12 protein-coding genes are annotated in these 13651 nt (G+C 41.5%); 4 read left to right on the forward strand and 8 right to left on the reverse strand.

The window, feature by feature from the left end; translation table 11 throughout:
- Nucleotides 1-23 precede the first annotated feature (23 nt).
- The 4 genes from AACV00_RS01300 to tamA all read right to left on the reverse strand — a co-directional run bounded on the left by AACV00_RS01300 (nucleotide 24) and on the right by tamA (nucleotide 6454).
- Nucleotides 24-287, reverse strand: coding sequence for an XRE family transcriptional regulator (locus tag AACV00_RS01300; RefSeq protein WP_161680013.1), 264 nt, complete (start codon nucleotides 285-287; stop codon nucleotides 24-26).
- A gap of 253 nt (nucleotides 288-540) precedes the next feature.
- Entirely contained in the window at nucleotides 541-888 is a 348-nt protein-coding gene (locus AACV00_RS01305; protein ID WP_004246264.1) for a gamma-glutamylcyclotransferase family protein, read from the reverse strand.
- 5 nt (nucleotides 889-893) lie between these two features.
- Nucleotides 894-4715 (reverse strand): autotransporter assembly complex protein TamB, encoded by a 3822-nt coding sequence (gene tamB, locus AACV00_RS01310; protein ID WP_110706808.1) that lies wholly within the window; start codon nucleotides 4713-4715, stop codon nucleotides 894-896.
- Entirely contained in the window at nucleotides 4712-6454 is a 1743-nt protein-coding gene (gene tamA / locus AACV00_RS01315; protein ID WP_004246266.1) for an autotransporter assembly complex protein TamA, read from the reverse strand. Before tamA ends, tamB begins: the two co-directional genes overlap by 4 nt.
- A gap of 137 nt (nucleotides 6455-6591) precedes the next feature.
- On the opposite strand from tamA, the gene msrA reads away from it, so the two are divergent.
- Together msrA and AACV00_RS01325 are read left to right on the forward strand one after the other, a co-directional pair.
- Nucleotides 6592-7218: a peptide-methionine (S)-S-oxide reductase MsrA gene (gene msrA, locus AACV00_RS01320; RefSeq protein WP_036919617.1), complete on the forward strand. Its 627-nt coding sequence runs from the start codon at nucleotides 6592-6594 to the stop codon at nucleotides 7216-7218.
- 162 nt (nucleotides 7219-7380) lie between these two features.
- Nucleotides 7381-8754 carry a hemolysin family protein gene (locus AACV00_RS01325; protein ID WP_036919614.1) on the forward strand — a complete coding sequence of 458 codons (1374 nt, stop codon included), beginning with the start codon at nucleotides 7381-7383 and terminating at the stop codon, nucleotides 8752-8754.
- An 84-nt stretch (nucleotides 8755-8838) separates the two neighbouring features.
- Here AACV00_RS01325 and AACV00_RS01330 read toward each other — a convergent pair whose 3' ends face one another.
- Complete coding sequence (locus AACV00_RS01330) at nucleotides 8839-9045, reverse strand: DUF1107 domain-containing protein (protein ID WP_004246270.1); 207 nt, start codon at nucleotides 9043-9045, stop codon at nucleotides 8839-8841.
- A gap of 283 nt (nucleotides 9046-9328) precedes the next feature.
- Between AACV00_RS01330 and AACV00_RS01335 the strand changes: the two genes are divergently transcribed.
- Entirely contained in the window at nucleotides 9329-9889 is a 561-nt protein-coding gene (locus tag AACV00_RS01335; protein WP_004246271.1) for a YtfJ family protein, read from the forward strand.
- A 57-nt stretch (nucleotides 9890-9946) separates the two neighbouring features.
- Here AACV00_RS01335 and cysQ read toward each other — a convergent pair whose 3' ends face one another.
- Entirely contained in the window at nucleotides 9947-10687 is a 741-nt protein-coding gene (gene cysQ, locus AACV00_RS01340) for a 3'(2'),5'-bisphosphate nucleotidase CysQ (RefSeq protein WP_049199862.1), read from the reverse strand.
- Between the two features lie 138 nt (nucleotides 10688-10825).
- A complete protein-coding gene (locus AACV00_RS01345; RefSeq protein WP_004246273.1) occupies nucleotides 10826-11446 on the reverse strand; it encodes a peptidylprolyl isomerase in 621 nt (206 codons plus the stop codon).
- A gap of 259 nt (nucleotides 11447-11705) precedes the next feature.
- Between AACV00_RS01345 and AACV00_RS01350 the strand changes: the two genes are divergently transcribed.
- A complete protein-coding gene (locus tag AACV00_RS01350; protein ID WP_004249619.1) occupies nucleotides 11706-13154 on the forward strand; it encodes an NAD-dependent succinate-semialdehyde dehydrogenase in 1449 nt (482 codons plus the stop codon).
- Nucleotides 13155-13270: 116 nt separating this feature from the next.
- Here AACV00_RS01350 and AACV00_RS01355 read toward each other — a convergent pair.
- Nucleotides 13271-13651, reverse strand: a 381-nt coding sequence (locus AACV00_RS01355) for an RNA-guided endonuclease InsQ/TnpB family protein (RefSeq protein ID WP_161680015.1), incomplete at its 5' end; no start/stop codon positions are given.

The raw sequence follows: 13651 nt of genomic DNA on the forward strand, positions 1-13651 counted from the left end.
GCAGCCTTACGGCTGCTTATTGATTAAAGACTGACGACTTCGATATCATAACCAAGTGACTTCGCACTTTTTAGTAACGCATCTAAGCTAGTGGTGTTTAATTTTAAATACTTATCATCAGCAGGTGCATTTTTAATACCTGCAAGATAAGCTAATTTATCTAATGCTTCTGTTGCAACAGTTTTAGTTTGTAGCATCATATCCGTAAAACAATGATTGACTATATTATGTTTTACATCTTTTGGTGGATTATTATAAAGTTGAGTAATATCGTTTAATTTGTCCATAAATTACCTTATTTCGCTATTTAATAATAAGTCGTTATCTCTTTCCTTCTTAAGCAAAACTGTTTTAACACTGAAGTTATTTTTCTGTCAATCAGCTCTACCATTAATTATTTTCATATCAATTTAGATAAAAAACGAAGTAATAATTATTTATTTAAATTTTAAAATATAAATACTACTTTTAGTAAAAATAAAAAAGCTCGATATATATCGAGCTTTTTTAATCATTATTGAGTCAGCTTTCGTAAGCCTATTACTCTTCTTCGTGGCGTTTTAGCCAATCTCCACTTTTGATTTCTCGCAACCCATCAACTGGCTTTTGATAAAGATAGATCCAAGCACTACCATAAGGTGTTGATATCAACTGGCGCTTGTAATCTTGATCATTTTTTTTCAGTTCATCAAGCTCCGTCAAAATGGAAGGCGTGATCCGATAAACTTCACATTCTATTTCACCATCACCTTCAACCACAGCAGGATAAAACCCTAAATCATAGAGTTTATACCCCGCTAATTTATACTCACCTAATAGCTGTGCGTAGGTCATCCAGTGATGGTTACCCTGATTTCGCCGTAAACTTCCATAAACAATAATTCGCATATAAATTAAAACTCAAATTGATAAAGCAGATCTATTGCCTGATTCATACCAGACACTGCTTGTAAATACAACCTGGGCATCAAGCGATAACGTAATGTTAACGTCGCTAGCGAATCAAATATACCCATCCCATACTTCACTTGTAAATCATCAGTTATCTTACCACTGACGACAACTTGTGAACTATCCCCTACACCTTGTGTATCTAACGCTAAATCAGAAATACCAAAGGTTTCGCCAATACGTCCTACGAGTTGTCCACTTTGTCCAACACCTAATCCTATTAGCATGGCTGTCATTTGTGCTGAATCAGAATCACCACTTGCTAATCCTTCCCCTCTTAACAAGTAGGATAATGCTTCTTGTTGTGTTTTGGCCGGCTCAGAGAATATTTCCACTTTCGGCTTATCCGCAAGCCCGGTAACTTTAACCCCAGCAATGACATTATCTGCCGTATTATCAGGGTTACGTATCGCTTCAATATTTAAGTATGGCTGATCAACCGGCCCTGAGAACAAGATTTGCCCTTTACGTACTTGTAAATCTTGTCCATAAGCTTTGAATTCCCCGCGAGGAATATCCACTTGACCATTTAATCCCAACCCTTGCTTACTTTGAGCAACTTTTAATGCCCCTGTTAATCTGGCTTTCAATCCAAAGGCATCTAATGTGACATCATCGCCAATATTAATCGCCAAATTACTTTGAATAGGTATAGAAGTCTGCTTTGGTGCTATAGGTTGTAATTCTTTATCCAACATCACTTCATCAGAAGAGGCCGACACCGCAGACTCGGGTAATTCCTGCACCACGATACGAGCCCAAGGGATATCAATACGTCCATCTAATTTAAGCAAATGTGGATTAGCTTCAAAAACTAAGTCTGGGTTAACATCAATACGAACCATTGGTGGTAATGACACACGCAGTTTGTTGCCATTCGCAGCCACCACGGCACGCCACTCATCTAGTTTGCGCCAGTCCGCATTCCCCGTCAGATTTAAATAACCTTCCGGTGTTTCGATTCTACCGCTTAAATCAGAAGTCGCACCATTAAAGCGAATATCGACATTCCCTTTGGTGATGTCAAATGGGATCCAGTGACCAACTACTTTTAACTGGTTAATACCAAACTGCCCAAATAGCAATGGTGATTGTGCATTCCCCCCTAAACGTAGCTGTGCCCCTACACTACCTTGTGCTATTTCACCTTTACCCAAGAAAGGCTTAATCAGATCTAATGTCAGATTATCAATATCAACCGTACCTGATAATTGACGTGTTTTTTCTAGATCAGCAACATTGACATGGCCTTTAAAGTCACCATTACCGGCAATACTAATTAACCATTGCAAGGTCGCTTTACCATTATTGATGCCCGCATTTAACGTAACTGCATCAAAATCAATAGGTAATACCGTACCATCGACATTTTGTTTTACACCAACGCCCTGACCTTTAAGGTTAACTGACGCTTTAGGTAATCCGCCTTTCGCATTCCAAGTTGCCGTTGCATCTCCCGTAAAGACACCGCGTAGCGCAGTTTCAGGAGGTAAGAATGGTTTTATCATGGCTAAATCAAAGCGTGTTAACGTGATTGCCGCACTACCACTCTCACCTACAGTGATCTCTTTAGGTACACACAGTTGTGCATTAGGATTTACCCAGCAATGTGAACCAATCGTCACTTGCTGTTTTTCCGCTAATAAATTTAGCGCCATCGCTTTATTTAAACGCCATTCGCCTACAGGCGTATCAAATGCGGTATTGTTAAGTGTGCCTTGCCACTGCTGTTTTTCTTTATCAAACGAGCCGGCTAATGTCAGGCCACCCGATACGGGTTCCCCATCCATTTTCAAGGTAAGCTTATGCTGTTTTTCTGTCCCGGCCGCATCTAGCGTTAATTGACGAATAATCAAATCAGCCTGTTTTAACTGACGTGCCGTAATTGCCAGTTTGCCACTGATCACGTCATCTGACTGAATGTCACCTTTAACCACAACTGACCCAACACTGATCTGATCTTGCCATTTGATCCCTTGTGCATTGATATCAGCAATAATTTTCGGCTTATTAATATCACCGCGAACATTCACTTTCCCTTTAATAACGCCCGCTAACCCCGGCACTAAACCATTTAACCCCGGAGCATTGATGTTCGCATCAAGCGCCCACTGCTCACCTAAGTGCCCCGCAATATCGAGATTATTTTTACCTAGAATTAAGGTTAATTGAGGAATATTCCATTGCCCCGAATCATTACCATAGGCGTTTCCTCGCGCCTTAATAAGATTATTTTTTAAATTACCATCTAAGGTAATTTCAGGCACTCGCAGTTGCCAACTGCCTCCATACAGGCTACCCGTTGTGGCAATACGTCCATCTAATTTCGCTGGCATATCGGGATATTGTTTAGCTGTATTAATACCAGAGATAGTCAATAATGCATTCCAGCTAATCGCCTTACTCCAATCTGCCACACCGGTAATATCCGCATGACCTTGTAATGCAGCTAAACGCAAACGAGTGAGTGCTATTTTCTCTTCATTCCCTTTAGCGTCTAGGGTCAATTTGGCTGGCGGGATCTCTTGTCCTTCAATATTAGAACGTAATGAAAGATCATAATTATCCGTCTGCCCATTAAGACGTAGTCGAGTATCATTAAGTTGATACTGCACATCTCCCGTTAAAGGCCAGCGCACTTTTTGGCTCTCTAAGGTTAATTTTAGTGGAAGATGTGCTTTAGCGAGCTCAGCTTGTGCATCAAGGCTTGCGGTAACAGTTCCTGTTAAAGAGAGTGCGAGTTTTAATTCATCAAGTATCGCACCTTGTAAGGACAGTGTTGCTTGCTGATCTTTAAACTCTTCCAATCCTGCCATCTCACGAAGCATCGCTTGCATATCTAGATTAACTGGCCACTGTTTATCCAGTGTAATTTGACCGTTTAAACTGACTTCGCCTTCTGGCGCATCAATACTGAGCCTAGTGAGATTAACCTGTTGACCTTGCGTATTGGCTTGAAAAGAGAGTTGATTAATAGTCACAGGCGTATCACCACTAACTTGTAACTGTTTACCTTCTATCCCCTCCACATTGATATCAACAGGAATAATAATTTCGGGTAACTGCGCTAATAAAGGCTTGGCGAAAATTGTCTTAATAGTGTCAGCTAGTGCCTGCTCTTGCTCTTGCGGTGTTTTAGGCTCCGCTTGAGGCGTCGTTGCTGCAACTTCTTTTACATCTTGCGCCATGGCGGCAACACTACCGTCTTCGGGTGTTTTCGGTAACGCCACCAACAAATCATTAATGACTGTCGGTTTTAAGGTAACTTGACGCCCTTCCCATTGTGCTGCCGTAGTAAACTCATTGAGTGATAGGGCCATATCATCAATTTGTACACGCGTATTGGCTAATGAGAGAGAGTTTAAATAGATAGGTAAAGGGGCATTAAGCTCAGTTAAAGGCTCAGAAGGGGGTGTTTCTTGTGCTGGAGGGAGTGCACTGGTATCTACATTGACGATAACATCACGTGTGCCTAAGGCCTCAACACACAGTTGTTTGTCCTTCAAGCAGCTTAAATTTAAGCCTAGTGATAACTCCCCCACATTGACGTCTACACCCGGCATTTGATACTCAACACCCGTTAAACGTAAATCTTGCCAACCGCCATTAACACTATTAATGGTTAAACCTGGCACCCAACGAGCTGCACTATTAATGGCAAAATGTAGCCCTGATTGCGTCCCTAAAATCCATGCAAGAGCACCTAAAACCAGTAAAATGATGATAAGTAGCGTTAGTGTTATCCTTTTCAACCACTTCATCATAACTCAGCTCCTAACCCAATATAAAACTGTAACTTACGCTCTTCACCACTATTGACTGGAACGGCTAAATCAAACTTTACAGGCCCTACTGGAGATGCCCAACGAACCCCCGCACCAGCACCTGTTTTAAAATCACTTTTCGTAAAATCGTTAACGGCTTCACCACTATCAACAAATACAGCTCCCCACCAATTTCCAGTTACGTTATATTGGTATTCAGCAGATCCCGTTAGCATTCTTGATGCCCCTGTTAATTTACCTTTGCTATCTTCCGGTGAAATACTTTGGTATTTATAACCCCTAATACTTCTATCGCCACCAGCAAAGAAACGTAATTCGGGTGGTACTTTCTCAAATTGATTCGTTTCAATCCAGCCAAACGTCCCTCTGACCACAAAACGGTGGCCTTCCCAAGGTGTGCGTATCCACACTTGCTGAGCTTGTAGGGCGAGAAATTCAACATCAGATCCCCATATTTTATTGGAATAATCGACTGAATAACGTTGGCTATCCCCCCAATAAGGCATCATGCCACCCCGTTGGCGTACGCGACTTGCATTCGCACCAGGATAAAGCAACATGGTTGTATTGGTCACATCACCTTGGGTAAAGTGGCTCAGACTCCAGCGGGTATTAATACTGTATTGCCATCCCGTTGACATATCCCAGTTACGAGAAACGTTCAGTGTGGTGGTATCCGAACGAGTATCATTTAAATCTGTACGTTTATAGCCGCCTTGAATGCCATAATATTGTTCTAATGGGTTAACTTTTAATGGAATTTTATAATTAGCACCAATAGATTGCTCAGGCTTAGAAATACTCATATTCGATGTTAAACTATGGCCCCTAGAATTTATCCAAGGTTTATCCCACTGCATATTTAATCGAGGTCCGACATCTGTGGCAAAACCGCCCCCTAGCTCCATATAGTTACGTGAACGAGGGGTAACAACGGCATCCATTGGTAGCAAATAATTGCCTTCACTACGTGCTTTAGCGATATTAGGTGTGACAACCGCCGAATTAAACCATCCTGTGGCAGCTAAGCGTCGATTAAACTCTGCCAAATCTTCAGAAGAGTAATATTCCCCTTCTTTAAAAGGCACAATATTTTGTAGGTAGTCTTCACGAATTTGTGAGCCAGTATAATTCACTTTACCAAAACGGTAACGTTCACCACTATTAAAGACAAAATCCCAATAAGAGGCGTGATTATCTAAAGAGACACCGAGCTGGCTTTTTTCCATATCTGCATCAAAGTAACCACGACGAATAGCAAGCCCTGTTAACGAGCCTTTTAATTTTTCATATTCGGCATGATTTAACACACTATCAAGAGGGGGAGTGTTTTCTTTAATCACTTTGGCATATTGTTCATCTGTTTTAGCTCCCCCTTCCAGTACAATATTGACCCCTTTTAACAGTACGGGAATACCAAGCTCAACCTTTGCTGTTAATACAGGGCGTGTCGGAGGGGTATTTTCTTGATAAGAGAAAGTGACCGTTGGCTGATAATAACCTAAAGGCCGTAGGCCCTCTTTAATTGCCTTTTCAACACGCGCACGAAAACGCCCGTCTGGTGCAACTTCTTCTGTTGTTATGTTTGATAGCTGGACTCGTACATTCTTTTCGAGTTGCCCTTCTAAACCTTCTACTTTTAAACGTAAATTTGCCCCATAAGCAAAAGACGTTATAGAAGACAGACAGAGAACGTAGATAACGGAGTATCTCGGCACGTTTTCTCCTCAATATTATTTATATCATTCGGTAATTGACGACAAATAGTTTTAAGCTTTATTGTAGATTTAGTTTATAACAATATTAAACCTTTACCATAGTAAAGCGTTTACAAATATAAAATTTGGAGTTTACCTTGCAACATAAAGCTTATCATCCTGAGCATGCCGTAATCGGCAGCACAACGCCATTAGAAATTTCTGCTAATCATGCCGTCAATGGGCATTCTATCTGTGAGATCCCAGAAAATATGCAAATTGCTTATTTTGCCATGGGCTGCTTTTGGGGCGTTGAACGCCTATTTTGGCAACAACCCGGTGTTTATAGCACAAGTGCCGGTTATAGCGGTGGTGTAACAGAAAATCCCACCTATGAGCAAGTTTGCCAAGGCCGTACCGGTCATGCAGAGGTCGTTCGTGTGGTATTTGATCCGACCCTTATCAGCTATCAACAATTATTGGCTATTTTTTGGGAGAATCATGACCCTTCCCAAGGTATGCGCCAAGGTAATGATATTGGTAGCCAATATCGCTCGGCCATTTATACCCTAACCCCAGAGCAATATGCACAAGCTATTGAGTCAAAACAACGTTATCAACAAGCTATCAATAGTGAAGGGGCACATAAAGAGATCACCACTGAAATACAACCTGCCGGACCTTTCTATTTTGCTGAAGATTATCATCAGCAATACCTATTTAAAAACCCTCAAGGTTATTGTGGACTTGGTGGCATTGGTATCTGTTTTCCACCGGCAAACTAACACTAGCAGAAAATAGCAGGGCGATGATATAATTACGCCCTCTTATCTATCTTTGTGTCTATTTTTATAAAATAGTCTATCACAATATATTGATTTATCTTCGATTATTAACACTCAAGTATTACCCTCTGGATTTAATACTCTGGGTGATGTGAGCCTTATATGCTTAATAGTTTACTCATTGTGCTTTTGCTGTGTGCCATTAGCGCCTTTTTTTCGCTGTCTGAAATATCACTGGCGGCCTCCCGTCGTATTAAACTCAAACAGTTGGTTGACGAAGGAAATATCAACGCCGCTCGTGTATTAAAAATGCAAGAAACCCCCGGTATGTTTTTTACCGTGGTACAAATTGGTCTTAACGCCGTTGCCATTTTGGCGGGTATTGTCGGTGAATCTGCTTTTTCTCCCGCATTAAAAGATCTCTTTTCCCGCTTTTTAGAAGCACCTCTCGCGCAACAATTAGGATCGGTCTGTTCATTTATTATCGTCACATCGATGTTTATTCTGCTTGCCGATTTAACTCCTAAACGTATCGGCATGATCAAGCCAGAAGTCATTGCACTGAAAATTGTTAATCCTATGCGTTTTTGTCTCGCCTTATTCCGCCCTTTAGTTTGGTTGTTTAATGGCATGGCAGATCTTATCTTTAAACTATTTAAAATCCCGATGGTAAGAAATGAAGATATTACATCTGATGATATCTTTGCGATTGTCGAAGCCGGTGCAGTAGCGGGGGTATTACGTAAACAAGAGCACGAATTAATTGAAAATGTCTTTGAATTAGAATCACGTACCGTACCATCAGCCATGACACCACGTGAAGATGTTGTCTACTTTGATCGCGAAGAGACAGAAGAAGATATTAAGCATAAAATTGCCACTCAGCCCCACTCTAAATTCTTAGTTTGTGAAGGGGATATTGACCATATTATTGGTTATGTAGATTCAAAAGAGCTACTCAACCGTGTGATCAATGGGCAAAGTCTCAACCTCAAAGAAGGTGTGCATATCCGTAAAGCCCTTATTATTCCGGATACCTTAACTTTATCTGACATGCTAGAAAGCTTTAAAACCTCAGGGGAAGATTTTGCCATTATTCTCAATGAATATGCGATGGTGATGGGCGTTATCACCTTAAATGACGTGATGACCACTTTAATGGGCGATCTGATTGGCCCAGGTCAAGAAGAGCAAATCGTCAGTCGTGATGAGCATTCATGGTTGGTTGAAGGTGGAACACCTATTGATGATGTTATGCGGGCATTAGATATTGATGATTTCCCGGATTCTAGCAATTACGAAACCATTGCTGGGTTTATGATGTTCCGTTTGCGTAAGATCCCCAAACGTACTGACTATGTGAAGTTCGCAGGTTATAAATTTGAAGTGGTGGATATTGATAACTATAAAATTGATCAACTGCTTGTCACTAAAATTGATGATATTCCGCCAGTAAAACCGGTTTTGCAAGAAGCAATACCTGCTCCTCAAACAACGTCAGAAGTGCCTTTTGAGCACGAAGAGCATAAAGCCTAAATCAACTGGTAACAAACTGAAATTAATAACTGAGTCTTATCGTAAAAGCACAAGATATAGACTCAGTTATCTATCAGATAAAAGTTAGCCCATTTCAGCTTTGAGTAAAACCACCTGCTGGTTAACTTCACTCATCACATTAAAATGCAGCTTATCTTTTATTTTCGGCAATAAAATTTTACCGTAATCGAACTCAAATGCGCCCATTCCTTTGATATAAAACCGTCCACGAAATAACGTCTTAACGTAGAGAGCAATTTTTTCTGGGTTATAGCGATTGAAGATCTTCATCTTTCAGTTAGTCTCCCATGCTCAGTTGTGAATTTAATCAGTCATAAAGACCGATCTTTATATACCAAATTTAAAGACCTAATTATAAGTACTAGGTTCCATTTATTTAAATTTCTTATCTATTTTTACACTTATTGACAGTAAAGAAGATAAGTCGAGACTGTGAATACTTTATCTTACACCCTATATGTTAAAAAAATGTATCAACAATGAGGTATTATTCTTTTTTAGCCTCTATGCTTAAATAGCCGATAAAGTCGAATTGAATAATAGGACAATAACGATGCACAAAATAACCTTGGCTGCACTTTTGCTTAGCACATCTACATGGGTATTTGCCCATAATATTACTGAAGAAACTCTCCTACCGGCGATCTCTGTGAGTGACAAAGGGGAGCTTCTTTATGATGGTGCCAAAGATAAATTTAGCTATCAAAATTGGAATAGCGGACTACTTAGTGGCAAAGTACGCACAATTCAACATATCGCTGGACGCAGTAAGGCTAAAGAGATGAATGCGCCACTGATTGAAGCCATCAAACAAGCCAAATTTCCACAAAATAGTTATCAGACAACCACTATCATCAATACTGATGATGCTATCTTTGGTACTGGGCCTTTTGTTCGCGGTAGTGTTGAAGACAGTAAAAAAGAGTTTCCTTGGTCACAATTTATTGTTGATGCTGATGGTGTAGCGCAAAAAGGTTGGGGACTAGAAAAAGAGAGTTCAGCAATTATTGTGCTGGATAAACAAGGAAAAGTTCGTTTTGTCAAAGAAGGTGTATTAAGTGGTGCAGAAATAACTTCCGCCATTAACCTTATCAATGACTTAATTAAAGAATAGTATTTAAATCATCTGTATCGGAGCCCTTTAAACTTAAGGGCTCTGCTCTCGTTAACATTAGAAAATAGAAACTCTAAAACCAGGATTTATCAGTGATTCTCTCGGTGAATAATCAAGTGTCACCCCTTTCCAATCGGTAACATGTGCCCCTGCGGCTATCGCAATAGCGTGTCCTGCTGCAGTATCCCATGTATGAGTAGGTCCAAAACGCGGATAAAGCTGAGCTTTTCCTTCCGCCACTAGACAAAATTTTAATGAAGATCCAACAGCAACCGTTTGGTGCTCACCCAATTGCGATAAATATTCTTTTAATTCATCATCTTGATGAGAACGACTAATAACAATCACGGGGGGTTCAGCACGGCTGACTTTTATTGGTAAACGCTGACCACAAGTTTCTTTCCATGCCTGTTTATTGGCTGCTGAGTAGAGAATATTTTGTACTGGTGCATACACAACGCCTAATACTGGCACACCCTGTTCAATCAACGCAATATTAACCGTAAACTCACCATTTTTATTGATAAACTCTTTGGTACCATCGAGGGGATCAATCAGCCAATAACGTTGCCAATGGCGACGTTCTTCCCACGCAGGAGGATCTTCTTCAGATAATTGAGGAATATCTGGCGCAATACTGGCAAGTCCTTGCTTAATAATTTGATGGGCGGCTAAATCTGCTGCAGTAACCGGTGAATGGTCACTCTTTTCCTGTACTTCAATTGGCGCTGATTGTTGATAAATTTGCATTATCGCCTGACCCGCTCGGCGGGCTAATTCGCTGACTTGTTCTAACATAATGCACCTCACTTATTTTTATCAGAATGGTACTCACTCTTATAAAAATCAATTATCTTGCACTCTCTTTACTCTAGTATAGAGACAAAAATAGCCGGAAAAAACCGGCTATAGTGTTATTTTTTGCAGAAGAAGAAATTATAAAATTTCTAATAGTTCTACTTCGAAAACTAATGTTGCAAAAGGAGGAATAGCCGCCCCCGCACCACGTTCACCATAAGCTAATTGGTAAGGAATATATAATTCCCATTTAGAGCCTACTGGCATCAAGGTTAATGCTTCAATCCATCCTGCAATCACCCCATTAACAGGGAATTCTGCTGGCTGACCACGCTGTACTGAGCTATCAAATACCGTACCATCGATTAAACGACCAGTATAATGCACACGAACATGATCAGTACGAGCTGGAATAGCGCCATCTCCTGCTTTCAGTACTTTGTACTGTAAACCAGATTCAGTAACCTGCACGCCTTCTTTTTTTACATTTTCTGCTAAGAATACTTTACCTGCTTCTGCCAGTGCTGCTTGACGCTCTTGACGAACTGCTTCAGCACGCTCATGCATAGTACGTAAAGCATTGTGTAACGTTTCAACAGGTACAGAAGGAGTATTGCCTTCTAACGCGTCAGTCAAGCCGGCAAGCAGTGCTGCTGGCTCTAATCCTTGGAGACCTGATTCAGTCAGTTGTTGACCGACTTGCAGACCAATACCGTAACTTGCCTGCGATTCAATAGAATCAAATGATGGTTTTGACATGAAAAAATACCTGTTTTTATGAAAGTTAGTGCCAAGAATAACAGTGGTAAGCTAGAGCGTAAACCTCCCGTCTTGGCTAATCGCGATTATTCGTCGAAAACGCGATAAATTTGCGCTATTTGTCATGGATTTTGACCTTTCTTGACGATATTTTTCAGACTTTTTTTCACAAGCCCCTCACACAAGCATATAATTAAAGACAAGGTAGCTCTGTTAACCCAGCGCTCAATATCAATATATATGTTCAGAGAGGTACGAAGTGAAAATAACTGACAATCCCTATTTCCGTGAACAAGGATATATTGACGGTATTTGGTGTGATGCAAAAAGCAAAGACACGGTTGAAGTGATTGATCCTGCAACAAATCAGCCCATTGGTACTGTGCCAAATATGGCAACAGAAGAAGCCAAAGCGGCTGTTGATGCAGCCGCCAAAGCATTACCGACATGGCGTGCGTTAACCGCACATCAAAGAAGCACTTTACTGCAACGCTGGTTCCAACTGATACAGGATAACAAGCGTCAACTTGCAGAACTGATGACATTTGAACAAGGTAAACCTGTTGCCGAAGCGGAAGGCGAAATCACCTACGCAGCCTCATTTATTGAGTGGTTTGCTGAGCAAGGTAAAAGAACCAACGGTGAAATTATCCCCTCCCCTTCATCAGATAAGCGGCTTATGGTGATCAAACAAGGGATTGGTGTTTGTGCGGCTATCACACCTTGGAACTTCCCTGCTGCCATGATCACCCGTAAAGCAGCCCCAGCATTAGCCGCGGGGTGTACTATGGTGATAAAACCTGCCAACGAAACCCCCTATACAGCCCTTGCGTTAGCTGAATTAGCCGCGCAAGCAGGAATACCTGCCGGTGTTATTAATATTGTCACCGGTGATGCAGTTAAAATCGGTGAGGTGTTCACATCAGACAACCGCGTGCGTAAATTGAGTTTTACTGGCTCTACAGGGGTTGGCCGTTTATTAATGCGCCAATGTGCTGACAGTGTGAAAAAAGTCTCACTGGAGCTAGGGGGAAATGCGCCATTTATTGTCTTTAATGACGCCGATATTGAGAAAGCGGTTGCAGGTGCTATGGGGGCGAAATTCCGTAACGCCGGACAGACTTGCGTGTGTGCAAATCGTTTTTATATCCATAAAGATGTATATCAACAATTTAGTGAACGCTTTGTTGCTGAGGTTAAAAAACTAAAAGTCGGTAATGGCTTTACCGAAGGCGTGACTATTGGGCCTCTTATTAATCATAAGGCGGTAGAAAAATCACAATCACTCCTTGCTGATACCTTACAACGCGGTGCGACACTGCTATGTGGTGGTGAAAGAGATAAAGCAGGTGAAAATTTCTTTCAGCCTACCGTGGTCGGTAATGTGCCTGCTGATAGTCATATTCTTGAAGAAGAGATCTTTGGCCCCGTGGCACCTTTAGTCATTTTTGACAATGAAGAAGAAGTAGTACACCTAGCCAATAATACCATCTATGGCTTAGCCGCTTATTTCTACAGTGAAGATCCACAACGTATTTGGCGTGTGGCTGAAAATCTAGAATATGGCATGGTCGGTATTAACACAGGTCTAATTTCCAATGAAGTGGCTCCTTTCGGTGGTATAAAGCAGTCTGGCTTAGGTCGTGAAGGCTCTGAGCATGGTATTGAGGACTATATGGAAATGAAATACCTCTGCCAAGGCCTGTAAACGAGGCCACTGATTAACAGTAAAAGTCATCGCAAGGACGCGATTGCTTTTTGCAACCATTATCTCTTATTAATTGACATCCTCCACGCCCTAAAGGACGTGGATCCCTACTGCGTTCAGACTGATGTCTGAATCACCTCGGCGGGTTCCTGCTTCGACGGGCGGTCTGACTGCACCCTCCCTCCACAGGCTAGCACGGCATGTCCTGCCGCTAAAATGTTACGTGCCCCGTTGATATCAGCATTCGCTGTATATCCACATTCAAGGCACTCGAATTGACTTTGTGACTGGCGGTTTTCCTTTGCTGTATGACCACAGCAAGCGCACTTCTGACTGGTGTAGGCAGGGGGTATTGCCAGTACCTGACCACCTCGCCAGAGCTGCTTGTACTCAAGCTGACGGCGCATTTCATACCAGCCCTGCTCCAGTATTGCGCGGTTTAAACCAGATTTAGCTTTTACGTTCCGTCCATGCCGTTCTGTCGTACCTTTTGCCGA

The sequence above is a fragment of the Proteus sp. G3927 genome, assembly GCF_963894685.1.
Classification (GTDB): domain Bacteria; phylum Pseudomonadota; class Gammaproteobacteria; order Enterobacterales; family Enterobacteriaceae; genus Proteus; species Proteus mirabilis.

What these genes read in the sequence shown, in the direction of transcription:
- AACV00_RS01300 (WP_161680013.1), bottom strand. Translation starts at nt 287, where the DNA reads ATGGACAAATTAAACGATATTACTCAACTTTATAATAATCCACCAAAA.
- AACV00_RS01305 (WP_004246264.1), bottom strand. Translation starts at nt 888, where the DNA reads ATGCGAATTATTGTTTATGGAAGTTTACGGCGAAATCAGGGTAACCAT.
- tamB (WP_110706808.1), bottom strand. Translation starts at nt 4,715, where the DNA reads ATGATGAAGTGGTTGAAAAGGATAACACTAACGCTACTTATCATCATT.
- AACV00_RS01325 (WP_036919614.1), top strand. Translation starts at nt 7,381, where the DNA reads ATGCTTAATAGTTTACTCATTGTGCTTTTGCTGTGTGCCATTAGCGCC.
- AACV00_RS01330 (WP_004246270.1), bottom strand. Translation starts at nt 9,045, where the DNA reads ATGAAGATCTTCAATCGCTATAACCCAGAAAAAATTGCTCTCTACGTT.
- AACV00_RS01335 (WP_004246271.1), top strand. Translation starts at nt 9,329, where the DNA reads ATGCACAAAATAACCTTGGCTGCACTTTTGCTTAGCACATCTACATGG.
- cysQ (WP_049199862.1), bottom strand. Translation starts at nt 10,687, where the DNA reads ATGTTAGAACAAGTCAGCGAATTAGCCCGCCGAGCGGGTCAGGCGATA.
- AACV00_RS01345 (WP_004246273.1), bottom strand. Translation starts at nt 11,446, where the DNA reads ATGTCAAAACCATCATTTGATTCTATTGAATCGCAGGCAAGTTACGGT.